General features: G+C 70.9%; 24 protein-coding genes. 10 read left to right on the plus strand and 14 right to left on the minus strand.

Annotation, left to right across the window (positions count from 1 at the left end; all coding sequences use genetic code 11):
* Window positions 1-70 precede the first annotated feature (70 nt).
* From AB3X07_RS15755 to AB3X07_RS15775, 5 genes are all read left to right on the plus strand, one after another.
* Window positions 71-412 carry a hypothetical protein gene (locus AB3X07_RS15755; protein WP_369939535.1) on the plus strand — a complete coding sequence of 114 codons (342 nt, stop codon included), beginning with the start codon at window positions 71-73 and terminating at the stop codon, window positions 410-412.
* A 366-nt stretch (window positions 413-778) separates the two neighbouring features.
* Entirely contained in the window at window positions 779-1,138 is a 360-nt protein-coding gene (locus AB3X07_RS15760; protein ID WP_369939536.1) for a hypothetical protein, read from the plus strand.
* Between the two features lie 456 nt (window positions 1,139-1,594).
* Window positions 1,595-3,304: a diguanylate cyclase gene (locus tag AB3X07_RS15765; protein WP_369939537.1), complete on the plus strand. Its 1,710-nt coding sequence runs from the start codon at window positions 1,595-1,597 to the stop codon at window positions 3,302-3,304.
* A 105-nt stretch (window positions 3,305-3,409) separates the two neighbouring features.
* A complete protein-coding gene (locus AB3X07_RS15770) occupies window positions 3,410-3,949 on the plus strand; it encodes a bactofilin family protein (protein WP_369939539.1) in 540 nt (179 codons plus the stop codon).
* On the plus strand, window positions 3,946-4,311 hold the full coding sequence (locus AB3X07_RS15775) for a hypothetical protein (RefSeq protein ID WP_369939541.1): 366 nt from the start codon (window positions 3,946-3,948) through the stop codon (window positions 4,309-4,311). Before AB3X07_RS15770 ends, AB3X07_RS15775 begins: the two co-directional genes overlap by 4 nt.
* Window positions 4,312-4,969: 658 nt before the next feature.
* On the opposite strand, the gene AB3X07_RS15780 is transcribed toward AB3X07_RS15775, so the two are convergent.
* Complete coding sequence (locus AB3X07_RS15780) at window positions 4,970-6,610, minus strand: acyl-CoA dehydrogenase family protein (protein WP_369939543.1); 1,641 nt, start codon at window positions 6,608-6,610, stop codon at window positions 4,970-4,972.
* Between the two features lie 111 nt (window positions 6,611-6,721).
* On the opposite strand from AB3X07_RS15780, the gene AB3X07_RS15785 reads away from it, so the two are divergent.
* The 4 genes from AB3X07_RS15785 to pdeM are packed head-to-tail and all read left to right on the plus strand — an operon-like array spanning window position 6,722 to window position 12,480.
* The gene (locus AB3X07_RS15785) at window positions 6,722-7,726 is read left to right on the plus strand and encodes a ligase-associated DNA damage response exonuclease (RefSeq protein WP_369939545.1); all 1,005 of its coding nucleotides are present in this window, start codon (window positions 6,722-6,724) and stop codon (window positions 7,724-7,726) included.
* Window positions 7,723-9,315 (plus strand): ATP-dependent DNA ligase, encoded by a 1,593-nt coding sequence (locus AB3X07_RS15790; protein WP_369939547.1) that lies wholly within the window; start codon window positions 7,723-7,725, stop codon window positions 9,313-9,315. Before AB3X07_RS15785 ends, AB3X07_RS15790 begins: the two co-directional genes overlap by 4 nt.
* Window positions 9,312-11,852, plus strand: a complete 2,541-nt coding sequence (locus tag AB3X07_RS15795) for a ligase-associated DNA damage response DEXH box helicase (protein WP_369939549.1) — start codon at window positions 9,312-9,314, stop codon at window positions 11,850-11,852. Before AB3X07_RS15790 ends, AB3X07_RS15795 begins: the two co-directional genes overlap by 4 nt.
* A complete protein-coding gene (gene pdeM / locus AB3X07_RS15800) occupies window positions 11,842-12,480 on the plus strand; it encodes a ligase-associated DNA damage response endonuclease PdeM (RefSeq protein ID WP_369939552.1) in 639 nt (212 codons plus the stop codon). The genes AB3X07_RS15795 and pdeM overlap by 11 nt, the downstream gene beginning before the upstream one ends.
* A gap of 151 nt (window positions 12,481-12,631) precedes the next feature.
* Here the strand turns inward: pdeM and AB3X07_RS15805 are convergent, their stop codons facing one another.
* The 8 genes from AB3X07_RS15805 to rlmD all read right to left on the minus strand — a co-directional run bounded on the left by AB3X07_RS15805 (window position 12,632) and on the right by rlmD (window position 19,578).
* Window positions 12,632-13,888, minus strand: coding sequence for an FAD-dependent oxidoreductase (locus AB3X07_RS15805; protein WP_369939554.1), 1,257 nt, complete (start codon window positions 13,886-13,888; stop codon window positions 12,632-12,634).
* 94 nt (window positions 13,889-13,982) lie between these two features.
* A complete protein-coding gene (locus AB3X07_RS15810; RefSeq protein WP_003488188.1) occupies window positions 13,983-14,189 on the minus strand; it encodes a cold-shock protein in 207 nt (68 codons plus the stop codon).
* A gap of 88 nt (window positions 14,190-14,277) precedes the next feature.
* Window positions 14,278-15,024, minus strand: a complete 747-nt coding sequence (locus AB3X07_RS15815; RefSeq protein ID WP_369939555.1) for an S-methyl-5'-thioinosine phosphorylase — start codon at window positions 15,022-15,024, stop codon at window positions 14,278-14,280.
* Between the two features lie 77 nt (window positions 15,025-15,101).
* Window positions 15,102-15,656, minus strand: a complete 555-nt coding sequence (locus tag AB3X07_RS15820) for a hypoxanthine-guanine phosphoribosyltransferase (protein WP_369939557.1) — start codon at window positions 15,654-15,656, stop codon at window positions 15,102-15,104.
* The gene (gene nagZ, locus AB3X07_RS15825; protein ID WP_369939559.1) at window positions 15,656-16,663 is read right to left on the minus strand and encodes a beta-N-acetylhexosaminidase; all 1,008 of its coding nucleotides are present in this window, start codon (window positions 16,661-16,663) and stop codon (window positions 15,656-15,658) included. Before nagZ ends, AB3X07_RS15820 begins: the two co-directional genes overlap by 1 nt.
* 145 nt (window positions 16,664-16,808) lie before the next feature.
* Window positions 16,809-17,486 carry a DsbA family oxidoreductase gene (locus AB3X07_RS15830; protein ID WP_369939560.1) on the minus strand — a complete coding sequence of 226 codons (678 nt, stop codon included), beginning with the start codon at window positions 17,484-17,486 and terminating at the stop codon, window positions 16,809-16,811.
* 148 nt (window positions 17,487-17,634) lie between these two features.
* A complete protein-coding gene (locus AB3X07_RS15835) occupies window positions 17,635-18,141 on the minus strand; it encodes a CYTH domain-containing protein (protein ID WP_369939561.1) in 507 nt (168 codons plus the stop codon).
* 84 nt (window positions 18,142-18,225) lie between these two features.
* Window positions 18,226-19,578: a 23S rRNA (uracil(1939)-C(5))-methyltransferase RlmD gene (gene rlmD / locus AB3X07_RS15840; RefSeq protein ID WP_369939564.1), complete on the minus strand. Its 1,353-nt coding sequence runs from the start codon at window positions 19,576-19,578 to the stop codon at window positions 18,226-18,228.
* Window positions 19,579-19,843: 265 nt separating this feature from the next.
* On the opposite strand from rlmD, the gene AB3X07_RS15845 reads away from it, so the two are divergent.
* The gene (locus AB3X07_RS15845; protein WP_369939565.1) at window positions 19,844-20,554 is read left to right on the plus strand and encodes a response regulator; all 711 of its coding nucleotides are present in this window, start codon (window positions 19,844-19,846) and stop codon (window positions 20,552-20,554) included.
* 375 nt (window positions 20,555-20,929) lie between these two features.
* On the opposite strand, the gene recO is transcribed toward AB3X07_RS15845, so the two are convergent.
* The 5 genes from recO to AB3X07_RS15870 all read right to left on the minus strand — a co-directional run bounded on the left by recO (window position 20,930) and on the right by AB3X07_RS15870 (window position 24,613).
* On the minus strand, window positions 20,930-21,730 hold the full coding sequence (recO, locus tag AB3X07_RS15850) for a DNA repair protein RecO (protein ID WP_369939566.1): 801 nt from the start codon (window positions 21,728-21,730) through the stop codon (window positions 20,930-20,932).
* A 141-nt stretch (window positions 21,731-21,871) separates the two neighbouring features.
* The gene (locus tag AB3X07_RS15855; protein ID WP_369939567.1) at window positions 21,872-22,585 is read right to left on the minus strand and encodes a hypothetical protein; all 714 of its coding nucleotides are present in this window, start codon (window positions 22,583-22,585) and stop codon (window positions 21,872-21,874) included.
* Window positions 22,586-22,666: 81 nt separating this feature from the next.
* Window positions 22,667-23,569, minus strand: coding sequence for a GTPase Era (gene era / locus AB3X07_RS15860; RefSeq protein ID WP_369939568.1), 903 nt, complete (start codon window positions 23,567-23,569; stop codon window positions 22,667-22,669).
* Window positions 23,566-24,246: a ribonuclease III gene (gene rnc / locus AB3X07_RS15865; RefSeq protein ID WP_369939569.1), complete on the minus strand. Its 681-nt coding sequence runs from the start codon at window positions 24,244-24,246 to the stop codon at window positions 23,566-23,568. Before rnc ends, era begins: the two co-directional genes overlap by 4 nt.
* On the minus strand, window positions 24,236-24,613 hold the full coding sequence (locus AB3X07_RS15870; protein WP_369939571.1) for a DUF4845 domain-containing protein: 378 nt from the start codon (window positions 24,611-24,613) through the stop codon (window positions 24,236-24,238). The genes rnc and AB3X07_RS15870 overlap by 11 nt, the downstream gene beginning before the upstream one ends.
* Window positions 24,614-24,628 lie beyond the last annotated feature (15 nt).

The raw sequence follows: 24,628 nt of genomic DNA on the forward strand, positions 1-24,628 counted from the left end.
ACTTTGGCTTGTCATCATGTTGAGGGCGCGCACTCGCGCGTTGCCTAACTAAACGACGAGGATAGACACAATGAGCATCAACAAGCTGCTGATCGCAATGGCCCTGGGCCTGGCCCTGGCCGCGTGCTCGAAGCAGGAGCAGGCCCAGGACGCCGCGCAGAACGCGAACGAAGCCGCCACCGACGCGCAGGCCGCCGCCGACCAGGCTTCGGCTGCCGGCACCGGCACCGCCGATTCCGCCCAGGCTGCTGCCGACACCGCTGCGACCGCTGCGAACACCGCTGCTGACGCCGCCAACACCGCTGCCGCTGCCCCGACCGACGCTGCTGCCGACAAGGCTGCCGACACCGCCAAGGCTGCGGAAGACACCGCCGACAAGGCCAAGGACGCCGCCGAAGAAGCCAAGAAGTAATCACTTCTTGCTTCAGGCACGTCTGGAAAAGCCGCTGGTTCGCCAGCGGCTTTTTCTTTGCCCGACACCCGGGCCGCTACGCCCACTGCCGCGCACCCCGCCATTCCCCTTTTCCGATAAGCGACCGCGATTTTGCAGCGAGTGCGCAGGGATCGGCGACAGCAAGCCGAGTCCGCCCCATGGCTTCGACAGACGCATCCCAGCGCAAGCGCCATGGCGAGTGTCGGCCTGCGGCAAGCCGATATGCCGCTCCGCTGCCGAGCGCCCTAGCTGAACACGAGCCCGTCGCGCGCGTCGGCCTTGACATCGGCTGCATGCGCGTCCGCCTAGGCTGCGCCGCATCCCAACCGCAAACGGAGAATGCGCATGAACAAGACCCCGATCGTGGCAGCGAGCCTGGTGGCCGCGTTGGCGCTGTCCGCCTGCCAGGGCCCGGAATCGCAGAAGGCGCAGCAGGACGCCAAGGCCACCGCCGAGCAGACCGGCGAGGCCGCCAAGGAAGCCGCCGACCAGGCCGCGCAGACCGGCCGTGAGGTCGCCGCCGAAGCGCGCGACGCCGCGCACCGCGCCGCCAATTCCGAGGCCGTGCAGGACGCGTCCGCCGCCGCCAAGGAAGCCGCCGCCGATGCCACCGAGGCCACCGCCAGCGCCGCACAGAAGCTCGCCGACAAGGCGCGCGAGAACGCCAATCAGGATCCGCACAACGACAACGCCGAGAAGCACTGAGCGGCGACGTTTGATCCAGCACCCGCCGCATCCGCGCAAGATCCGGATGCGGCGGGTTACCGCGCAGAGGCCATCACCCTTTTCGCGCCCCTTCTTCTCAGCGGCATCGTCCGCCGCCTTCGCCGCATCGATTGATCCTGGCGTCGACTCGACGGCCATTCGAATCGATTCGCTCGCAGGCACCAAGATCTCCCTGCGTAAACGTCCTGCATGCGATCGGACGAAACGTCTCCCGCGCGCCGACGCCGCGCCCAGATCGGACATGATCCGGATCCACCAGGTGCTCGGCGTGTTTGCCGGCAGGGCCGACAATCTCCCCATTAGCGGACACATTTTGCGTTGCTGCCGATCGACGCAACGCGCTCATCGCAGCGCGAATCCCGCACACAACGTGACCTGTGGCTCCCTTTCACCGGGCCGGCGCCTCAAGATGACCTGGCTGGTTACAATCCGTGGATGTCGACGTTCCACCGTGTGCGGATCAGAACCCGCCTAGCGCTGCTGTTCTCCGCCCTGGTCTTCGTGTCGATCGGATTCGGCGTGTTCACCGGCGCCCAGCGCTCGATCTCCGATGCCGCGCGCGTGGCGCACACGCACCAGGTGTTGCGCAGCATCGACGAAGTGCAGTCGACCCTGCTGCAGGCCGAGACCGCGGTGCGCGGCTACGAGCTCACCGACAACCAGGCCTACCTGAGCAACTACCGCGACAGCGCCGAACGCGTGCCGCGGCACCTGGCGCAATTGCAGACGCTGGTCGCCGACAACCCGGTGCAACTGGCCAACCTGCGCATCCTGCAGCAGTTGGTGCAGGCGCGACTGGCGCAGATGCAACAGATGCTCGAACTCTACCAGCGCGACGGCCGCGAGGCCCTGCAGCGCGCGATGGCGCCGAACGTGTTCAAGGATTCCAGCGCGATCCGCGACCACGTGCAGCAGATGATCGAACTGGAGCAACAGTTGCTGCAGAGCCGCGACCGCTCCAACCAGCGCAGTTCCGACCTGCTGCTGGCGCTGGCCCTGGCCGGCATCCCGTTCGGGCTGGGCAGCGTGGGCGTGGTGTACGCCCTGCTGTTCCGCGAGCTGCGCAATCGCGCCGCCGCCGAGCAGGCCGCCTCGGTCGCCAACGAGAAACTCGGCAGCAGCATCGAGGAACTGCAGCGCGCCAGCGCCGATCTCAATGCGCTCAGCCGCTACACCGGCCTGCTGCAGAGTTGCATGGATCCCAAGGAGGCGCTTGCGGTGACCGCGCGCATGCTGGCCGCGCTGATGCCCGACGCCGGCGGCAGCGTGTACCTGCTGCGCGCCTCCAGGGACCGCGCCGAATCCATCGTCGCCTGGGGCCAGGCGCCGGTGCGCAGCGAGCCGACCGTGGCGCCCGAGGAATGCTGGGCGCTGCGCCGCGACAAGGCGCACTTCGTGCATGGCGCGCGCCACGACTCGGCGTGCGCGCACCTGCTCGAGGATCCGCAGGCGGTCGGCGCCAGCACCGCCTGCATTCCGCTCTCGGCGCAGGGCACGCAACTGGGCTTCGTGTTCCTGGCCGGACCTGGGCCCGGCCCGCTGCCGCGCATCGCCATCGCCGAGGCGGCGGCCGAGCAGCTGTCGCTGGCGCTGAGCAACCTGCGCCTGCGCGAATCGCTGCGCCTGCAGTCGATCCGCGATCCGCTCACCGGGCTGTTCAACCGGCGCTACCTGGAGGAGTCGCTGAACCACGAGCTGGCGCGCTGCGCGCGCCGCTCGATGCCGCTGTCGCTGCTGATGCTGGACGTGGACCACTTCAAGCGTTTCAACGACCTGCACGGCCACGGCGGCGGCGACAGCCTGCTGGCCGCGGTCGGGCAGATGCTGTCCTCGCGGCTGCGCGGCGAAGACATCGCCTGCCGCTACGGCGGCGAGGAATTCACCGTGATCCTGCCGGAGACCGGCCCGGAGGCGGCCCTGGCGATCGCCGAGCAGTTGCGCAGCGCCGCGCAGCAACTGGGCACCACCCTGGACGGCAAGGCCCTGCCCGGGATCACCGTGTCGATCGGGCTGGCCAGCTATGCGCGCGATGGCGTGGTCGCCACCACCCTGCTGCGCAAGGCCGACGCGGCGCTGTACCGGGCCAAACGCAGCGGCCGCAACCAGGTGCAGCCGTTCGATCCGGCCCTGGACGGCGGCGCCTGATCCGTACAGCGGCGACACGCCAAGCTCGCTTTAGAGATGACTGTCACAAAAGAGACGCGATAGAGCGGCGATAGTCCGGGTTCCCCCGACTGGAGACGTTCGCGCATGTCCATTTGGAAAGATCAGGGTACCCCGCGCAAGGATGGCCTGCCGCTGCCTGGCACGCCCGCCCCCGCCCCCGTCGCCGAACCGCGCCCCATCGACCCGCCGGCGGGCGAACCGGCGGTCGCGGTCGCCGCGGCCGCCCCCCTCCCCGCGCGTGCCGCCGCGCCGGCGGCGAAGGAGTCGCTGATCGCCGCCGACATCACCATCGAAGGCAAGATCGAAGGCACCGGCCACATCCGCATCGCCGGCAAGTTCAAGGGCGACGTCAACGTGCAGGGCGACCTGACCATCGAGACCGGCGCCAAGCTCAGCGGCGGCGTGCGCGCCAACAAGGTCACCATCGCCGGCGAGTTGGAGGGCAACATCGAATCGGCCTCGCAGGTGGACCTGCTGGCATCCGGCGCGCTGATCGGCGACGTCAAGGCCGGGTCGCTGACCGTGGCCTCCGGCGCGCGCATGCGCGGCCAGGCCGACTTCGGCTGGGAAGACGACAAGGGCCGCAAGGGCGGCAAGCCGACGGAGCCCGACGCCGGCGCATGAGTACGCCGCGTCCCGGCACTCCGGGGGCGACCCGGACCTGCCCGCATTGCAAGGCGACGATCCTGGAGAGCGCCAGCGTCTGCCCGGCCTGCAGGCACCATCTGCGCTTCGACTCGGCGGCGCTGCAGCAGTCGGCGCCGACCGCGATGGTGCCGCTGCGCGTGCAGGGCACCATCCAGCACCCGGCAGACGGCACCGCGTGGGAGTACACCGTGGTGGTGACGATCCGCAACGGCCGCGGCGAGGAGATCAAGCGCCAACTGGTCGGCGTCGGCGCGATGCTGGATGGGGAGGAGCGCAGCTTCACCCTGTCTGTCGAGGCGACGCAGGCCAAGGGCGGCAAGCGTGGTACCCGGCATTGAGGGCGGGATTGGGGAATCGGGAATCGGGAAAAGCGTAGCCCCACTCCCACCGGGAGAGGGGTTGGGGTGAGGGTACGACGCGAAAGCGACGCGCGGAGTTTGGGTGCACGAGGCTGCGCCCGTACCCTCATCCGCCCCTGCGGGGCACCTTCTCCCAAGGGGAGAAGGAAAAGCCAGTAGCCCCTCTCCGTCGGGAGAGGGGTTGGGGTGAGGGTTCGGCGCGAAGCGACTCGCGGAGTGTGGGGTGCACGAGGCTGCGCCCGTACCCTCATCCGCCCCTGCGGGGCACCTTCTCCCAAGGGGAGAAGGAAAAGCCAGTAGCCCCTCTCCCATCGGGAGAGGGGTTGGGGTGAGGGTTCGGCGCGAAGCGACTCGCGGAGTTTGGGGTGCACGAGGCTGCGCCCGTATCCTCATCCGCCCCTGCGGGGGCACCTTCTCCCAAGGGGAGAAGGAAAAGCCAGTAGCCCCTCTCCCACCGGGAGAGGGGTTGGGGTGAGGGTCCGGCGCGAAAGCGACTCGCAGAATTTGGGGTGCACGACGCTCCGCACGCACCCTAATCCGCAACTGCGGGACACCTTCTCCCGAGGGGAAAAGGGAGCAGTCGGCCAGCCCCGCTCTACCCGCCAACCAGGACGCGATGCGCAGCCATGCCCCACGCCTACGGCAATGCACGCGCCAGCAATTCCTCGACCGGCACGCCCGCCTCCAGCGTGCCGAACGCCAATCCATGCGCGCCTGCCAGGCGGCTGCGCACGAACGCGGCGGCGGCTGGGCTGGCGCTACGCAGCAGCAGCGCGGCCTGCAGGGCCAGCGCGATGCGTTCGGCGAGGCGCCGTGCGGCGTATTCGTCCACCTCGGCAGTGCCGGCCAGCGGCGCGCGCAATGCGTCCAGCGCCGCGTCGTAGGCCGGATCGGTACCCGCCGCCGTCTCCAGTTCGGCCAGCACTACGGCCGCGCTGGCCGGCTCCCGCGCCAATGCGCGCAGCACGTCCAGGCACTGGATGTTGCCGCTGCCTTCCCAGATCGAATTCAACGGCGCCTGCCGGTACAGCCGCGGCAGGATCGACTCCTCGACATAGCCGGCGCCGCCCAGGCATTCCTGCGCTTCGTTGACGAAGGCCGGCGCGCGCTTGCACAGCCAATACTTGCCCAGCGCGGTGGCGATGCGGGCGAACGCGGCCTCGGCCGGGTCGCGCTCGCCCGCATCCACCGCGCGCGCCACGCGCATCGCGAAGGCGGTGGCCGCCTCGGACTCGATCGCCAGGTCGGCCAGCACGTTGCGCATCAGCGGCTGCTCGATCAGGCGCTTGCCGAAGACGATGCGATGCCGCGCGTGATGCAGCGCCTGCGCCAAGGCCATGCGCATCTGCGCGGCCGCGGCGAGCATGCAGTCGAGCCGGGTCAGCATCACCATGCCGATGATGCGCGCCACGCCGCGCCCTTCCTCGCCGATGCGCTGCGCCCAGGCGCCGGCGAATTCCACCTCGCTGGAGGCGTTGGACCAATCGCCGAGCTTGTCCTTCAGCCGCATCAGGCGCAGCGCGTTGAGTTGGCCGTCGGGCAGGCGTCGCGGCAGCAGGAAACAGCTCAGGCCGCCCGGTGCCTGCGCCAGCACCAGGAAGCCGTCGGACATCGGCGCCGAGAAGAACCACTTGTGCCCGACCAGGCTGTACGCGCCGGCGCCGTCCAGCGGCGTGGCGACGGTGGCGTTGCTGCGCACGTCCGAGCCCCCCTGCTTTTCGGTCATGCCCATGCCGAGGGTGATGCCGGCCTTGTCGGCGATCGGCACGTCGCGCGGGTCGTAGTGCGGCGCGGCGGCCTTGTCCCCCCACGCGCGCAGCGCCGGCTGCTGGCGCAGCACCGCGACCGCGGCATGGGTCATGGTCAGCGGACAACTGGTGCCGGCTTCGGCCTGGTGGTGCAGATAGCTCAACGCCGCCCGCGCCACGTGCGCGCCCGGCTGCGGCGCGTGCCAGGACAGGCCAGCCACGCCGTGCGTCTTCGCCGCATCCAGCAACTGGTGGTAGGCCGGATGGAACTCCACCGTGTCGATGCGATGGCCGTGGCGGTCGTGCGTGCGCAGCCGCGGCCGGTCGCGGTTCGCGTCGAAGCCGAGCCGGTACAGCGTGTCGCCGGCGAGCGCGCCGTAGCGCGCCAGTTGCGCGGCGAAGCCGTCGCCGCCCTCGCGCGCGACCGCGGCGCGCAAAACCGCATCGTCGTTCCATACGTCGCGCGGCTCGAACGGCGGCGGCTGGTTGTCGACCACGTGCGTGGCGAACGCGGGCAGGTCCCGTGGCATGCATCTCCCTCCCAGAAGCGCTGGCCGCATTGTGGCCGATCCAGCCCGATAGCGTGAACCGCAGCGCCCGATTCTCATCTCCTGCACACCGCCTTGGACACAGTGGCGGGCATGCCCACCGCCGCCACCAAGGACCTGATCGTGCTGCGCCCGGAAGGGCTGTATTGCCCCGCCGGCGACTTCCACATCGATCCCTGGCGGCCGGTACCGCGCGCGGTCATCACCCACGGCCACGGCGATCACGCGCGCGCCGGCATGGGCGAGTACCACTGCACCGCCGCCAGCTTGCCGATCCTGCGCTGGCGGCTCGGGGAGCAGGCGTACCACGCCTACGCGTACGGCGAACGCTTCGCGCTGGGCGCGGCGACCGTCTCGCTGCACCCGGCCGGGCACGTGCTCGGCTCGGCGCAGGTGCGTGTGGAGGTGGACGGCGACGTGTGGGTGGCTTCCGGCGACTACAAGCGCCAGCCCGACCCGACCTGCGCGCCGTTCGAGGTGGTGCGCTGCGACACCTTCATCACCGAGGCCACCTTCGCCCTGCCGGTGTACCGCTGGCCGGACACCAGCACGGTGGCGCGCGAGATCGTCGCCTGGCGCCACGAATGCGCCGCGCGCGGCGAGGCGGCGGTGCTGTTCTGCTACGCGCTGGGCAAGGCGCAACGGGTGCTGGCCGAGCTGCAACCGTGGGACGACCAGCCGGCACTGCTGCACGGCGCGATCGCCGCCGGCGTGGCGGTGTACCGGCAGGCCGGGATCGCGATGCTGGACACGCAGCCGGTGGCCGACCTGGACAAGCGCGCCGACTACGCCGGGCAACTGGTGCTGGCGCCGCCGTCGGCCGCGGGCAGTCCCTGGCTGCGGCGCTTCCGCCATGCCCAGCTCGGCTTCGCCTCAGGCTGGATGCGGCTGCGCGGCAACCGCCGCCGGCGCAACTACGACCGCGGCTTCGTGGTGTCCGACCACGCCGACTGGCCCGACCTGCTGCGCACCATCGCCGAGACCGGCGCGCGGCGCGTCATCGCCACCCACGGCAACACCGACGCGATCATCCGCGCGCTCAACGAACGCGGCGTCGCCGCCGAGGCGTTCCGCACCGACTACGGTGCCGAGGAATGAAGCGCTTCGCAGCGTTGTACCGGCAACTGGACCAGAGCACCGCGACGCTGGACAAGCGCGCCGCGCTGGTCGCCTACTTCGAGCAGGCGCCGCCGGCCGACGCGGCCTGGGCGATCTGGCTGCTCAGCGGCGGCAAGCTGCGGCGCATCGCCAACACCCGCGAATTGCGCGAGTGGATCGCGCAGGAAAGCGGCCTGCCCGGCTGGCTGGTGGACGACAGCTACGACCATGTCGGCGACCTGGCCGAAACCCTCACCCTGCTGCTCGACGACCCGGCGGAGACGTCGGATCCGGCGCCGCTGCGCGACTGGATCGAGGAACGCCTGCTGCCGGTGGCCGCGCAGGACGACGCCGCGCGTCGCGCCGCCGTGGTCGCCGGCTGGCGCAGCCTGGCCTTCGACGAGCGCCTGCTGTTCAACAAGCTGCTGACCGGCGCGCTGCGCGTGGGCGTGTCGCAGCGGTTGGTACAGCAGGCGCTGGCGGCGATGTCCGGGATCGACATCGCGCGCATCGCCCAGCGCATGCTCGGCGCGTGGTCGCCGACGCCGGCCGCGCTGGAGGATCTGCTCTCGCATGACGTGTTGCCCAGCGATCGCCAGCAGCCCTACCCGTTCTTCCTTGCCTCGCCGCTGGAACACGACGCTGCCACGCTGGGCGCGATCGATGAGTGGCAACTGGAATGGAAATGGGACGGCATCCGCCTGCAGCTGATCCGCCGCGACGGCGAGGTGGCGCTGTGGTCGCGCGGCGAGGAACGCCTGGATGGACGCTTCCCGGAAATCGAGGCCGCCGCGGCGACGCTGCCGCGCGATGCGGTGATCGACGGCGAACTGCTCGGCTGGCGCGCGGGCGAGGACGCGCCGTTGCCGTTCACCGCCCTGCAGACCCGCATCCAGCGCCGCAAGCCCGGCGCCAAGACCCTGGCCGACACCCCGGCGCGGGTGCTGGCCTACGACCTGCTGGAATTGGACGGCGTCGACCTGCGCGAGCAACCGCTGGCGCAGCGCCGCGCGCAGTTGCAGGCCTTGCTCGATACGCATGCGGATCCGCGCATCGTGCTGTCGCCGCAGGTGCGGGCCGCGGCGTGGGACGAGGCCGCAGCACTGCGCGCGAAGGCGCGCGAACGCGGCGTGGAAGGGCTGATGCTCAAGCGCGCCACGTCGCCGTATCAATCCGGGCGCCGCCGCGGCGACTGGTGGAAGTGGAAGATCGAGCCGCTGACCATCGACGCGGTGCTGCTGTACGCGCAGGCCGGCCATGGCCGCCGCAGCACGCTGTACACCGACTACACCTTCGGGCTGTGGGACGGCGACCACCTGGTGCCGGTGGCCAAGGCGTATTCGGGCCTGGACGACAGCGAGATCCTGGCCTTGGACCGCTGGATCCGCGCGCACACCACCGAGCGTTTCGGCCCGGTGCGCGCGGTGACCCCGTACCACGTGTTCGAACTCGGCTTCGAGGCGGTGAACAAGAGCAGCCGGCACAAGTCCGGCATCGCGGTGCGTTTCCCACGCATCCTGCGCTGGCGCCACGACAAGCCCTACGCCGAGGCCGACCGGCTAGCCACGCTGCAGGCGCTGGCGCGATGACCTCGCCGCAGGCGCGCAAGCGCCCAGCCGATGCACCGTTGTACGCGTGGTTCGCCGCGCAAGGCTGGCAACCGCTGCCGTTCCAGCGTGCGCTGTGGACGCACTATCTGGGCGGCGTCTCGGGCCTGCTGCATACGCCCACCGGCAGCGGCAAGACCCTGGCCGCGTTCGGCGGCCCGCTGCTGGAAGGCCTGCGCGAACAGGCCGCGCTGCAGGCCGCGACAGCCAAGCGGCCGCGCCGCGCCAAGGCGGCCGCTACCGACCGGACCGCAGCGGCGCAGCGGGCGCGCCGGCAGCCGCAGCGCGCGCTGAAAGTGCTGTGGATCACCCCGCTGCGCGCGCTCGCCGCCGACACCTTGCGCGCGCTGCGCGAACCGGTGGCGGCGCTGGGCCTGGACTGGCAGGTCGGCCTGCGCACCGGCGATGCCAGCGCGCGCGACAAGCGCCTGGCGCGCAGCGGCAAGCTCGACGTCCTGGTGACCACGCCCGAGTCGCTGGCGCTGCTGCTGTCCTATCCCGACACCGCACCGCAGTTGGCGACGCTGCGCTGCGTGATCGTCGACGAGTGGCACGAACTGCTCGGCAACAAGCGCGGCGTGCTGCTGCAACTGTGCCTGGCGCGGCTGCGCGCGTGGGCGCCGGCGCTGCGCACCTGGGGCCTGTCGGCCACGCTCGGCAACCTCGACGAGGCACGTGACGTGTTGCTGCCGCATCTCGCCGACGCGCCGATCGTGGCCGGGGTCAAGCCGCGCACATTGACCCTGGAAACGCTGGCGCCGGCCAGCGGCGAGCGCTTCCCCTGGGCCGGGCACCTGGGCCTGTCGCAATTACCGCGGGTGCTGGAAAACCTGTTCGCGGTGCGCACCAGCCTGCTGTTCACCAACACCCGCGCGCAGGCCGAACTGTGGCACCAGGCACTGGAATCGGTATGGCCCGAGGACACGCAGAGCCTGGCCCTGCATCACGGCTCGCTGGATCCGGCGCTGCGCCGCGCCGCCGAGCAAGGCCTGCGCGACGGCAGCCTGCGCTGCGTCGTCGCCACCTCCAGCCTGGACCTGGGCGTGGATTTCCCCGCGGTCGACCAGGTGCTGCAGATCGGCAGTCCCAAGGGCGTGGCGCGGCTGCTGCAACGCGCCGGCCGCGCCCGGCATCGTCCCGGCGAAGCCGGCCACGTGCTGTGCGTGCCCACCCACGCGCTGGAATTGGTCGAATACGCCGCCGCGCGCCGCGCCATCGCTCATGGCCGCGTCGAATCGCGCCCGGCGCCGCGGCTGTCGCTGGACGTGTTGGCGCAGCATTGCGTGACCTGCGCGCTGGGCGGCGGCTTCCGCGCCGACGCGCTGTTCGCCGAGGTGCGCGGCAGCGCCGCGTTCGCCGCGCTCGACGCCGCCACCTGGGCCGCGGTGCTGGAGTTCGTGGTGCAGGGCGGGCGCGCGCTGGCGCAGTACCCGGACTACCGCAAGGTGGTGCGCGACGAGGACGGCGTGTACCGCGTGCACGACCGCCGCATCGCGCTGCGCCACCGACTGTCGATCGGCACCATCACCAGCGACGGCAGCGTCGCGGTGCGCTTCCTGCGCGGCGGCCGGCTCGGCGCGGTGGAGGAGCAGTTCGTCGGCCGCCTGCGCCGCGGCGACCGTTTCCAGTTCGCCGGGCGCCTGCTGGAGCTGGTGCGGCTGGAGGACATGACCGCCTACGTGCGCCTGGCCAAGGGCGGCGACGGCAGCGTGCCGAAATGGATGGGCGGGCGCATGCCCTTGTCCTCGGCGCTGGCGCACGAAGTGGAAGCGGTGTTCGCCGAGCCGCGCGGCGAGGAGGAACTGCGCGCGCTGGCGCCGCTGCTCGGCCTGCAGCGCGCACTGTCGGCGCTGCCGGCGCCGGGGCGGCTGCTGGTGGAAAGCGTGCGCGCCCGCGGCGGCCGCCACGTGTTCGTCTACCCGTTCGCCGGGCGCCAGGTGCACGAGGGCCTGGCCGCGCTGCTGGCGCTGCGCTGGGGCCGGCGGCAGCGCAACACTTTCAGCTTCGCCGCCAACGACTACGGGTTGGTGCTGTCGCCGGCACAGGACGTGGTGGTCGAGGACGCGTTGCTGCGCGAACTGCTCAGCCCCGAGCATCTGTTCGAGGATCTGCGCGAAAGTCTCAACCTGGGCGAACTGGCGCGCCGCCAGTTCCGCGAGATCGCGCGCGTGTCCGGCCTGCTGCCGCCGAGCCTGCCCGGCGGCACGCCGCGCAGCCTGCGCCAGTTGCAGGCCTCCAGCGGCCTGCTGTACGACGTGCTGAGCCGCTTCGACCCCGGCCACCTGCTGCTGGCGCAGGCCGAGCGCGAAGTGCTGCAGGGCGAAATGGAACTGACCCGGCTCGCCGCCACTCTGCACGACTGCGCCGCGCGCGAACTGGCCGTGTACACGCCGCGCAGCCTGACCCCGCTGTCGTTCCCGCTGTGGGCCGAGAGCATCCGCGGCCAGCTCAGCACCGAGGACTGGAAGGCGCGGGTGATGCGCGCGGCCGCGCAGCTGGAACAACGCCATGCGCGCTGAACTGGACTGGTGCCTGGCCGGCGAGCCGATGCTGCTGCTCGGCGAACGCGCGCTGTACTGGCCCGCGCGGCGGCGGCTGCTGATCGCCGACCTGCATCTGGGCAAGGCCGACGTGTTCCGCCGCGCCGGCATCGGCCTGCCCAGCGGCGGCACCGCACTCGACCTGCAGCGCCTCGCTGCGTTGATGCAGGCGCAGGCGGCGCAGGAACTGTGGATCCTCGGCGACGTGCTGCACGGCGCTGCGCCCGCCGCCGCTTGGCAACGCGACTGGCATGCCTGGCGCGCGGCGCATCCGCAGTTGCGCGTGGCCGCGATCGCCGGCAACCACGACCGCGCGCTGGCCGGCGCCGGATTGGACATCGCGCTGCTCGGCGAACAGGTCGAGGACGGTCCGTTCGCGCTGCGCCACGACCCGGCGCCGCACGCGCATCTGCACGTGCTGTGCGGGCACCTGCATCCGCTGGCGAAACTGCCCGGCATGCGCCAGCGCTGGCCCGCGTTCTGGCTGCGCGAACGGATGACGGTGCTGCCCGCGTTCTCGCAGTTCACCGCCGGTGTGGTCCCGATCCTGGAGGCAGGCGAACGCCTGGTCGCCTGTGTCGAGGGCGAGGCGCTGGCGTTGCCGTAGCGACGGGGAAACGCGCTACCCAGCGGGCATCGCGCGCCCTGTGGCATCGCACCCTTTGTAGGAGCGGCTTCAGCCGCGACGCCTTACCGGTAAAGCGTCGCGGCTGAAGCCGCTCCTACAGAAAAGCCAGGGCGCTTCGTCGGCATCGTGTTCAGCGCGGCTGTTCCACCAACGGCGCCGCCGTCGCCTCCGCCAGCGCCTGCAAAAATCCAGGCGCCAGCGGCAGCTTGCCGAACCAGCCATGCTGCGTGCCGCTGAGCACGCGCAGCATGTGGCCGCGGCCGCCGGGCATGCGCCCGGCCGGCAGCATGCCGAGGTCGCGCACCCGCGCCACCAGGTCGCGCTCGGACTGGAACAGCGGCGTCAGCCAGCGGCTCCAGAACTGGTACACCGCCACGTGCGCCTGCCGCCGCGCCTGGTAGCGCGCCAAGGCCGCGTCCAGGTCCGGCGTCTCGCGCAAGGCCTCGCTCAGCGCCCAGGCATCCATCAGCGCCATGTTGACGCCCTGCCCCAACTGCGGACTCATCGAATGCGCCGCGTCGCCGGCCAGCACCAGGCGGCCGCGGTACCAGCGCCGCTGCACCGCGTCGCGGTAGCTGGCGCGCGCCAACTGCGCCGGCGCGCACACCTGCGCCAGGCGCTCGCGCGCCTGCGGCCACAACTGCGCGACCTCGTCCAGCCACGCCTCCATGCCGCGCGCCTGCCAGGCCTCGAACTCGGCGGTGGGCAGGCTCCAGAAGAAACTCATGCGCGGCTCGGGATCGCCGGGCCGGGTGCCGACCGGCAACAGCCCGATCATCTTGCGCGCGGCCACGTAGCGCTGCCGCAACTCGTCGGCGAAGGCCCAGCCGCCGCGCGGCAGTAGGCACCACAGCGCGCCCCACGGATAGACCCGGTCCAGCCGCGTGCCCTGCACCTGCGCGCGCAGCGCCGAGGCCGAGCCGTCGCAGGCGATCACCAGATCGAACGGGCCGTGCCAGCGGCCGTGCTGGTCCTGCACCCGGCGCAGGCCGTCGTCGATGGCGACGATGCGCGTGTCGCGCTGCAGCTCGGCGTAGCCGTCCCAGGCCTGCGCCAGCAGCGAGAACAGCGCGCCGCGCTGCATGCCCAGCCCGAACAGGCGCGCGTCCAGGTCGCGGTAGCGCATGTCCATCACCGCGCGGCCGCACGGCGTCTCGCCGTACAGGCGCCGCACCGGCGCGCCGTGCGCCAGCGCCTGCTCGAGCAGGCCGATCCGCCACAGCACCTGCAGCCCGGTCGGCTGCAGCAGGAAACCGGCGCCGACCGGACCCGGCTGCGGCGCGCGTTCGAACACCTGTACTCGATGGCCGTCGCGCGCCAGCAGCAGCGCCAGGGCCTGGCCCGCCGTGCCATAGCCGACGATGCCGATCTGCATCCGTTGCGTCATTGCGTCCACTACCCCGCGGCGCCGCGATGGCGACGCCTCCCATAAAAAACCCCGCCGAAGCGGGGTTCAAAAACAGCTCAGCCGAGCAAGCGATTTACTCGACAGGCGTGATATTGGAGGCCTGCGCGCCCTTCGGACCCTGGGTCACGTCGTAGCTGACACGCTGTCCTTCCTGCAGGCTGCGGAAGCCCTTGGAATTGATCGCCGAGAAGTGCGCGAACACGTCGGCGCTGCCGTCTTCCGGCGAAATAAAGCCAAATCCCTTGGCGTCGTTGAACCACTTGACGGTACCGTTCGGCATGGTGATGCGAGACCTTGTGCAATGATGGGTGGTGGTTGTGCGGCATACCGCACCGGCGGAGTATGCAAAGCTTGGGCAGCGAAGACAATCACCCGCGCGCCAGTTCGCCGATCAGCTCCGGCAGCCCCGCCGAGGCTGCCTCCACGTTCGCCAGCACCTCGGCCAGGGTGATCTCCTGGGCGTCGCCGCAGCCGGCGGCCCAGTTCGCCACGATCGCCAGGCAGGCGTAGTCCAGCCCCAGTTCGCGCGCCAGCCCGGCCTCCGGCATGCCGGTCATGCCGACCAGGTCGCAGCCGTCGCGGCGCAGCCGCGCGATTTCCGCAATCGTTTCCAACCGCGGTCCCTGGGTGGCGCCGTAGCAGCCGCCATCGACCACCGCCACGCCGGTCAAGCGCGCGGCGGCCAGGACCTTGCTGCGCAGCAGCGGCGTGTAGGGATGGCCGAAATCCACGTGCAGCACCTCGCTGCCCGGCTCCTCGCACAGGGTGGAGATGCGCCCCCAGGTGTAGTCGATCAACTGGTCCGGGCAGGCCAGCACGCGCGGCCCGAAGCGCTCTCCGATGCCGCCGACGGTATTGAGCGCGAGCACCCGGGTGGCGCCGATCTGCTGCAGCGCAGCGAGATTGGCGCGGTAGTTGATCTTGTGCGGCGGCAGCGAATGGCCCTCGCCGTGGCGGGCCAGGAACGCGACCCGGTGGCCGAGCAGCGTGCCGACGCGCAGCGGGCCGGACGGGCTGCCGTAGCGGGTGTCGACCTCGCGGGTTTCCACGTCGTCCAGTTGCGCGAGCGTGTAGACGCCGGTGCCGCCGATCACGGCCAGTGCGATGTTGTCCATGCGGATCCTCGATCAAAACGGACGCGCGCCGCCGACCGGCCGCGCGCGGAGACGATGGCGGCGCCGTGCGGCGCGCGCTACTCCTTCATCGCGTAGATCGCCGGCAGGTTGCGCAGGGCTTCGTTGACGTCCATGCCGAAGCCGAACACGTAGCGGTCCGGGACCTCCACGCCCGTGTAGTCGGCGCGCACGTCGTCCAGGCAGCGGTCGTGGCGCTTGACCGTCAGCGCGGCGATGCGCACGTCGGTGGCGCCCTGCTCCAGGCACCACTCGCGCACCGCCTTCAGGGTCAGGCCTTCGTCGAGGATGTCGTCGAGCAGCAGCACGCGGCGGCCGTACAGCGCGGTGGCCGGGCGGTGCTTCCACACCAGTTCGCCGCCGACGGTCTCGCCGCGGTAGCGGGTGGCGTGCAGGTAGTCCAGCTGCAGGTCCTGGCCGCGCGCGCCCAGTTCCAGCGCCAGTTGCCCGGCGAACGGCAAGGCGCCGTGCATGATGGTCAGGTAGACGGGAATCTCGCCGCGGTAATCGGTGGCGATGGCGTCGGCAATGCGGGCGATGGCCTCATCGAGTTGCGGACGATCGACCAGCAGGTCGGCCTGGGCCAGGGCCTGGGCGATGGTGAGAGTGGACATCAGGCGGTTCTTCCGAAGGTGGCGAGCAAGTGGGATTGGGTGTGGCCGTAGCGGGCATCGGCGAGCAGGCCGTCCCAGCCGAGCGCGCCGCGCCCGATCAGGCCGAGCAGCGCGGCGGTATTGAGCGGGCGGTCGCGCACGGCCTGCAAGGATGCGTCGACCAGTTCCGGGTGGCAGACCAGGACCACGTCGCAGCCGGCGTCCAGGTGCGCGACGACCCGCGCGGCGACGCCGCCGGCGGCGAACGAGGCGGCCATGCCGATGTCGTCGGAGAACACCACGCCGCGGAAGCCCAGCTCCTGGCGCAGGATCTGCTGGATCCAGCGCGGCGAATACCCGGCCGGCTCCGGCGCCACCTGCGGGTAGACCACGTGCGCCATCATCACCGCGTCGGCGCCGGCGGCGATGCCCGCGGCGAACGGGACCAGGTCTTCCTGGCGCAGCGTCTCCAGCGCGCGCGGATCCTCCGCGGTGTCGACGTGGGTGTCTTCGAGCACGGTGCCGTGGCCCGGGAAATGCTTGAGCGTGGCGGCCATGCCGACGCTGTGCATGCCGCGCACGTAGGCGGCGGTGAACGCGGCCACCACCTGCGGATCGTCGCTGAAGGCGCGGTCGCCGATCGCGCGGTTGCCGCGCGCCAGGTCCACCACCGGGGCGAAGCTCAGATCCACGCCGCTGGCGCGCACCTCGCTGGCCATCAGCCAGGCGTGCTGCTCGGCCAACGCCAGCGCCGCGTCGCGATCACGCGCGTACAGCGCGTCGAAGCCGTGCAGCGGCGGCAGCGCGCTATAGCCCTCGCGGAAGCGCTGCACGCGCCCGCCCTCCTGGTCCACGCAGATCAGTTGCGGGCGCGGCGCCGCGGCGCGGATCGCCGCGGTCAGTTCCTGCAGTTGCGCGCGCGAGGCGAAATTGCGCTTGAACAGGACCACGCCGGCGACCGCGTCGTGCTGCAGCCAGTCGCGTTCCTGGGCGGTGAGTTCGGTACCGGCGACGCCGATCGCGAGCATGCGGGGGATTCTCCTGCCAGCGCGGTGGGTGCGCCTGGGCGGGCATTGTCGCAGATGCCGGCGCCGGCGGCAGGCCGCCACGCCGCGTGCCCTGCCGCGGCGCCGTGCCGGCCCTGCGCCGCTGGGGCGGCACGCCGCGACGCGGCTACACCGCGCAGCCGTCGGGGCCGCAGGCCGGGTCCGTGGCCGGGGCCTGTGCCAGCAATCCGCGCAGGGCCGCGGCGAAGGCCTCCGGCGGCTGCGCGCCCTGGATCGCATGGCGCCCGTCGATGACGTAGGTCGGCACCGCGCGAATGCCCATCGCCTGCGCCTGCTGCAGCTGCGCCTGGATCTCGGCCAGGCCCTCGTCGCCGTCCAGCAGCGCCTGCACGCGCGCCGCGGACAGCCCGCCGGCGGCGCCGGCCTGCAACAGCGTGGCGGTGTCGGCCAGGTTGCGGCCCTCGGCGAAATGCGCGTGGAACAGCGCCTCGGCCACCGCATCCACGTCGCCCTCGCGCGCGGCCAGCCACAGCAGCCGGTGCGCCGGCAGCGTCGTCACCCGCACCTGGCCGCGGTCGAAATCGAACGGCAGGCCTTCGGCGCGTGCGGTGGCCTGGGTCTGCGCCAGGATCTGTTCGGTGCGCGCGGCGCCGCCGAACTTGGCCGCATAGGCCTCGCGCAGCGGCACCGGCTCGGTGCCGGCCTCGGGATCGAGCAGATAGGGATGCCAGTGGATCTCCAGCGCCGGCGCCTGCGCGCCGAGCGCGGCGATGCCTTGCTGCAACCGGCGCTTGCCGATCCAGCACCAGGGACAGACGACGTCGGACCAGATATCGATGCGCATGGCTGGGAATGGGGAATGGGGAATGGGGAATGGGGAATGGCAAGAGCATAGAGCCGATTGCCGTGCGAAGCAGGGATTCGGGACTCGGAATTCGGGATTGGCAAAAACGTAAAGCCAAACGCCGCACGCGGCCTGCTTTTACGATTCCCTACTCCCGATTCCCCATTCCCGGCCACTTGGAGAACGGATGCGAGGCCAGCGCCACATTGTAATAACGCGGGTCGTCGGTGACTTCGGCGCCCAGCCAGTCCGGCGTGGCGAACGCCTCGTCGGCGCTGTCCAGCTCGATCTCGGCGACGACCAGCCCGGCGTTGTCGCCGAGGAATTCGTCCACTTCCCACAGATGGCCCTGGTGCCGCACCAGATGCCGGCGCTTGTCGATCAGCCCCCCCACGCACAACGCCAGTAGCGCGCGCGCATCGTCCAGCGGAATCGGATACTCGAACTCCTGCCGGGTATGCCCGAGCTCGCGCGACTTGAGGTTGAGGAACGCCTCCTCGCCCTGAATGCGCACGCGCACCGACGCCTTCTGCGCCCCGCTGACCAGCGCCGCCTGGTCGTTGATGTAACCCTGCGCCATCGGGGTCACCGCATGCGCGGCAGCGCGCCAACCGTCGCCGGTCACCAGGAATTTGCGTTCGATTTCGATGGCCATGGGAGTCGGAATGGAGAATGGAGAATGGAGAATGGAGAATAGAAAAAGCTTAAATCAGCGCACATCTGCCGCTGTTACGAATCCCTACTCCCGATTCCCCACTCCCGGCTTCTCGAACACCGCGATGCTCTCCACATGCGCCGTATGCGGGAACATGTCCATCGCGCCGGCCGCCTTCAGCGCGAAGCCCTGCTCGTTGACCAGGTAGCCGGCGTCGCGCGCCAGCGAGCCGGGATGGCAACTGACGTAGACGATGCGCTGGAAGCGCTCCAGCGGCAGTTGCCGCAGCACCTCGATCGCGCCGGAACGCGGCGGATCCAGCAGCAGCTTGTCGAAGCCCTGGCGCATCCACGGCGCCTGGCGCTGGTCCTGGGTCAGGTCGGCGGCGAAGAACGCGGCATTGTCCAGGCCGTTGCGCTGCGCGTTCGCGCGCGCGCGCGCCACCAGGCCCGCGTCGCCCTCCACGCCGACCACCTCGCGCACCGTGCGCGCCAGCGGCAGGGTGAAGTTGCCCAGCCCGCAGAACAGGTCGAGCACGCGGTCGTCGGGGCCGGCGCCCAGCAGCTCCAGCGCCAGCGCGATCATCTTCTGGTTGAGCGCGGCGTTGACCTGGATGAAGTCCAGCGGCCGGAACGCCAGCTCAACGTCCCACTGCGGCAGCCGGAACGACAGCGGCACCTCCTGTGGGTACAGCGGATGCACGCTGTCCACGCCGCCGGGCTGCAGGAAGATCGCGAACCCGTGTTCCTGGGCGAAGGCGATCAGCGCCGCCTGGTCGCCCGCGCTGAGCGGTTGCATGTGGCGGAAGGTCAGCGCCACCGCCGCATCGCCGGCGATGAACTCGATCTGCGGGATGTCGCGCTTGCCCTCCAGACTCTCGACCAGTTCGGCCAGTGCGCCGACCTTGAAGCCGATCTGCGGGATCACCGTATGGCACACCGACAGGTCGGCGACGAAGCGCGGATCGAGCTCGCGGAAGCCGACCAGGGTCTTGTCCTTCTTCTCCACCCGGCGCACCGAGAACCGGCCCTTGCGCCGATAGCCCCAGGGCTCGCCCGCCAGCACCGGCAGCACCGTCTGCGGGGTCACGTGGCCGATCCGCTCCAGGTTCTCGGTCAGCACCCGCTGCTTGGCCACGATCTGCTGGTCCTCGGCCAGGTGCTGCAGCACGCAGCCGGCGCAGACGCCGAAGTGCGGGCAACGCGGCGGCACCCGCTGCGGCGAGGCCTGCAGCACCTGCACGGTGCGCGCCTCGTCGAAATGGCGATTGCGCGCGGTGGGCTCGGCGAGCACGGTCTCGCCCGGCAGCGCGCCGGTGACGAAGGCGACCTTGCCGCCCTCGCCCTCGCGGCGGGCGACGCCACGGCCATCGTGGCTGAGGTCGGCGATATCGGTCTGGAACGGGGTGCGGTCTAGGCGGTTTCTGGATCGGGCCACGTGGCGGCAGGCTGCGGGCGGAAAAGGGCGGCCATTGTCGCAGATGCGTCCGGGCCTGCCGATGCGTGCGGATCCGCGCCGCGTCCGGGGGGAGCGTGTCGCGCGCGGGGGCCGCGCGCCTCGGCGGCCTCGCCCCGGGTGAAGGGCCCCGGCCTCGGCGACCCGTGCTGCGCAACGGCTTGCGCAGGCCGCCGCAGCGTTGCAAAGTGGTGCGACGCATCGTCGCAGCCGCTAAGATGCGCCCAGGCCGCATGGAGGCATAAGGATGGCATCGACCCAGGACCCTGTGACGCGACTCTTGCTGGTCGAGGACGACCCGATCAGTCGCGCGTTCTTCCAGGCCACGCTGCAGGCCCTGCCCGCGCAGGTCGATCTGGCCGACAGCGTCGCCGCGGCCTTGGCCTGTGCGCAGACGCCGCACCACGACCTGTGGCTGATCGACGCCAACCTGCCCGACGGCACCGGTGCCGACCTGCTGCAACAGCTGCAGCGGCAGCGTCCCGGCACCCTGGCCCTGGCGCATACCGCCGATGCCAGCGACGCGGTCCGCGCGCAGCTGCTCGGCGCCGGCTTCGCCGAGGTGCTGCTGAAACCGCTCGGGCCCGACCGCCTGCTGCAGGCGGTACGCCGCCTGTTGGCGCGCGGTCGCGCCGGTGCGGCGCCCGGCGCCGCCGAGGTCGCGGTGGACTGGGACGAGACCACGGCGCTGGCCGCGCTCAACGGCGAGCGTTCGCACCTGATCGCGTTGCGCGAGCTGTTCCTGGCCGAACTGCCGGGCACCCGCGACGCGGTCGCCTCGGCGCTGCAGACCAGCGACGAGCAGGCCGTGCGCAGCCATCTGCACCGGCTGCAGGCCAGCTGCGGCTTCGTCGGCGCCGCGCGCCTGGCCCGCGCGGTGCGCCAGCTGCATGGCGACCCGGCGTCCTCGCAGGCGCGTCACCAGTTCAGCGAGGCGGTGGCGGCGTTGTTGCATTGAGGCTGGGAGTGGGGAATGGGGAATCGGGATTCGTAAGAGCGGGCGTCTCGCTCGCTGTGGGCTGCGTGTGGACGTCGCGGGTCGTCGCGCATCTTCGATACGCAGCCGCGGGCGACGGACGTCAGGTACATCGCGCTGTCTGCGCTGAAGGCCGGGGCCGCGGGCCTTCATCCCATCATGCATCTGGCCGCCAGCCGCAGCCCCTGTAGGAGCGGCTTCAGCCGCGACGAACGCAACCGGCAAACGTACCTACCACGCAATCGGTGGAGCTGACTGACCTCAGCGGAATCCCGCCGGCTGACGCCACGGCTGCAGGCATCTAGGCACACCAGCACGCGCATCCGCACTGGCTTCCGACTCCTACAGCCGCGCGGCTCAATCGGCCTTCGGCGCCGGCGTCTCCGGCGTCCCGGCTACAGCCACCTCGTCCAGCGATTCAGGCACGTCCACGCCGCGGCGCTGGCGGGCCAGATCCTGCAGCATTTCCCACGACTTCAGCCCACGCCCGCCGAGGTGATGCAGCAACACCACGCGCATGCCGCGGCGCAGGCTGGGCAGGTCCTCGGCGACCGGTTCGGTGTCGTCGGCCAGCGCCAACAGGGCGCGGCCGGTGGCCATGCCGCTGCGCTGGTCGTGGCCGCGGTCGCTCAACAGGCGGCGCGGCCCGTGCTCGGCATCGAGCACGTAGCGCGCCGCCGGGTCGATCGGTTCGCCGTCGCCGTCGTGGCGCAGGTCGAAGCCCACGCCCAAGGCCTCCAGCAGGTCGCGTTCGAAGCAGCGCAGCGACCAGGCCAGCGGCGCCTCGGCGGCGAGCCGCGCGCGCACCCGCGCGTAGGCCAGGTACAGGTCCGGCGCGGGATCGTCGCGCGGCGCCAGGCGCAGGGTCAGTTCGTTGATGTAGAAGCCGGCGAGCATCGCCTCGCCGCTCAGCCGCGGCGCCGTGTCCACGGCCTCGGCCGCGCGCAGTTGCGCCAATTCGCCGCGCCGCTGCGCGCTGAGGCGGATCGACTGCAAGGGCTGCAGGGCGGCGCGCAATGGCTGCTTCTTCGGCCCCTGCACGCCGCGGGCCAACACGCCCAGCCGACCGTAGCGCGCGCTCAGGACTTCCACCAGCAGGCTGGTCTCGCGCCAGGGGCGCGCATGCAGGACGAAGGCGGGTTCGTGTTCGATGAACATCTCAGGCCAGCACCCGCCATCGCGGTCTCAGCCCAAGCAACGACGTCCGCAATCGATCGGTCGCGCGATCGCCAACGCCATCTTGCGGTGCTCTCGGCATCCCGGCGTCGGCAACCATGCCGCGCGCACCATGGACATCCGCTAGGGTGCGCTGGCGGCGGCAATGCATTGCTTCAAGCGATCCCTGGCTTGGTGACCGTCGTGCCACTTGATCTCGAACACCTGCTTCTTGTCGATGGACAATCGGTAATGCGCTTGGTCCTCTATCCCGCCGAGCAAGGCATCAGCCGTCGGGACCGCAAACGCGATCGTGACCAGCCCGGTCCCGGGCGTGACATAGCGATAGGCGCGCACGGTCTGCGGATTTCCATCGCCACCGTCCAGCGTGACCTTGACCACGTCGTCCTTCTTGGCGTGCGGCAATCCGGCGCCGGTGAAGGCCAACGTCGCCCCTCGGTAATCGCCCGACGGACCGGCGATGGTGGCAAGCCCCTGCAAGCTGGCGTAAGCAGCCACACAGCTGTCGCCCGGTTTGGCGCCGGCGCCAGGCGCGAAGTACTGCCAGTATCCATCGCGCAAGCGCTGATAGAGAGGGTCGTTGGCCATCTTCGCCGCATCGCCGGCCAGGATTTTCGCCATCGCCATGACCGCGTTGGCCATCCCTCTGGCCGGATCGGATTCCGGCTGCGCCGCACCCGGGGGGGCACCATCACGCACACACAGCGGCGTCGGCGCGATACCGGGTCCACCCGGCGCCATCCCCACCATCCGTTCGCCTGATCCGGCGGCATTCGAGCATGGAAAGGTCTGCGCGTTGACCGCGAACGGCAGCGCCAGCAACGCCGGCACCACCATCCTGCTGAAAACCGCGCGAGACGGGAGACCGCAAAAACCGGATTTCGCCCATCGCATCTCGCATCCCCTGTTGTTAGGGCGTCACTCCCCGTAGCCGAAGGCCTTCAGCGCCGCCTCGTCGTCCGACCAGCCCTCGCGCACACGCACCCAGGTCTCCAGGAACACCTTGGCGCCGAACAGGCGCTCCATCTGCTGGCGGGCCTTGGCGCCGATGTCCTTGAGCCGGGTGCCGCCCTTGCCGATCACGATCGCCTTCTGGCCCTCGCGCTCGACCCAGATCACCGCGCCGATGCGCAGCAGCGCGCCGTCCTCGGCGAAGCGCTCGATCTCCACGGTGGTCGCGTACGGCAATTCCTCGCCGAGCTGGCGCATCAACTGCTCGCGCACCAATTCGCCGGCCAGGAAGCGCTGGCTGCGGTCGGTGATCTCGTCCTCGCCGAACATCGGCGGCGCTTCCGGCACCAGCGCCAGCAGGTCGCGCACCAGCGCCTCCAGGCCCTTGCGCTTGAGCGCGGAGATCGGGTGCACCGCGGCGAAGCTGCGGCCGTCGCTGACCTGCTGCAGGAACGGCAGCAAGGCGGTCTTGTCCTTGAGCCGGTCGACCTTGTTGACCACCAGCACCACCGGGACGCCGGCGTCGCTGAGCACGTTGAACGCCAGCGTGTCCTCCTCGTCCCAGCGCCCGGCCTCGATCACCAGCAGGCCGGCGTCCACGCCTTCCAGCGAGCCGCGCGCGGCGCGGTTCATCACCCGGTTCATCGCGCGCTTCTGCTCGCGGTGCAGGCCGGGGGTATCGACCAGCACCAACTGCCCTTCCGGGAAGCTGGCGATGCCCAGCAGGCGGTGCCGGGTGGTCTGCGGCCGGTTGGAGACGATGCTGACCTTGGCGCCCACCAGGGCGTTGGTCAGGGTGGACTTGCCCACGTTGGGGCGGCCGATCACGGCCACGCTGCCGCTGCGGTAAGGGGTCGCTTGCTCGTTCACTTGCTCGAATCCAGTTGCTCGATGGCGGCGGCGGCGGCCTGTTGTTCGGCCAGCCGTCGCGAGGTGCCCTCGCCCTCGGTGACGAGGGCGGGCTCGGCGAGTACGCAGCGTACCCGGAATAGTTTGGCGTGGTCGTCGCCGGTCTCGCTGATCAGCTCGTAGGCCGGCAACGTCCGTTGCCGCGCCTGCAGCCATTCCTGCAGGCGGGTCTTGGCATCCTTCTCGGCCTTACCGACCGGCAGTGCGGCCAGCGCCGTCTCGAACCAGGGCAGGATCACCGCACGGCAGGCCTCGAATCCGGCGTCCAGGTAGATCGCCGCGACCACCGCCTCGACCGCATCGGCCAGGATCGAGTCGCGGCGGTGCCCGCCCGACTTCATCTCGCCCGGCCCCAGGGTCAGCCGCTCGCCCAGTTCCAGCTGGCGGCCGATGCTGGCCAGCGAGGCCTCGCGCACTAGTTCGGCGCGGGCGCGGGTCAGCGCGCCCTCGTCGGCCTTGGGCCAGCGCTGGTACAGCGCCTCGGCGATCATCTGGTTGACGATGCTGTCGCCGAGGAATTCCAGCCGCTCGTTGTGCGGCGCGCCGGCGCTGCGATGGGTCAGCGCCTGCGCCAGCAGCTGCGGGTCGGCGAAGCGGTGCCCGATCCGGTCGCCGCGCTGGAAGGTCTTATTCGCCACCGCGCTTCGTCAGGTCCTGGGTGATGTCGAACTTGCCGACCACGTCCAGGTTGGCGATCAGTGGCTTGCGCACCTCGTAGGCCACGTGCATCTTCCAGCCCGAATCCATGCGGTCGAACTGGACGTCGTCCGGCTTCACGTTGTCCGAGTTGTTGATGTCCAGGCGGCGGAACAACAGCGTCTTCGCCTGCGCCGGATCCATGTCGGCGCTGCCCGGCTCGGCGGCCAGGCCCTTCATCGCCGAGCGCACCGCGTAGTACTCCATGTACATCGGGAACAGCTTCATGCCGATGTAGGCGAAGAACCCGACCACCGCCAGCACCACCACGAACGAGGTCAAGGTCATGCCGCTTTGCTTGTGCTTCATCGCGCTTCCCCTTAC

This window comes from Xanthomonas sp. DAR 35659 (genome assembly GCF_041242975.1).
Lineage (GTDB): Bacteria > Pseudomonadota > Gammaproteobacteria > Xanthomonadales > Xanthomonadaceae > Xanthomonas_A > Xanthomonas_A medicagonis.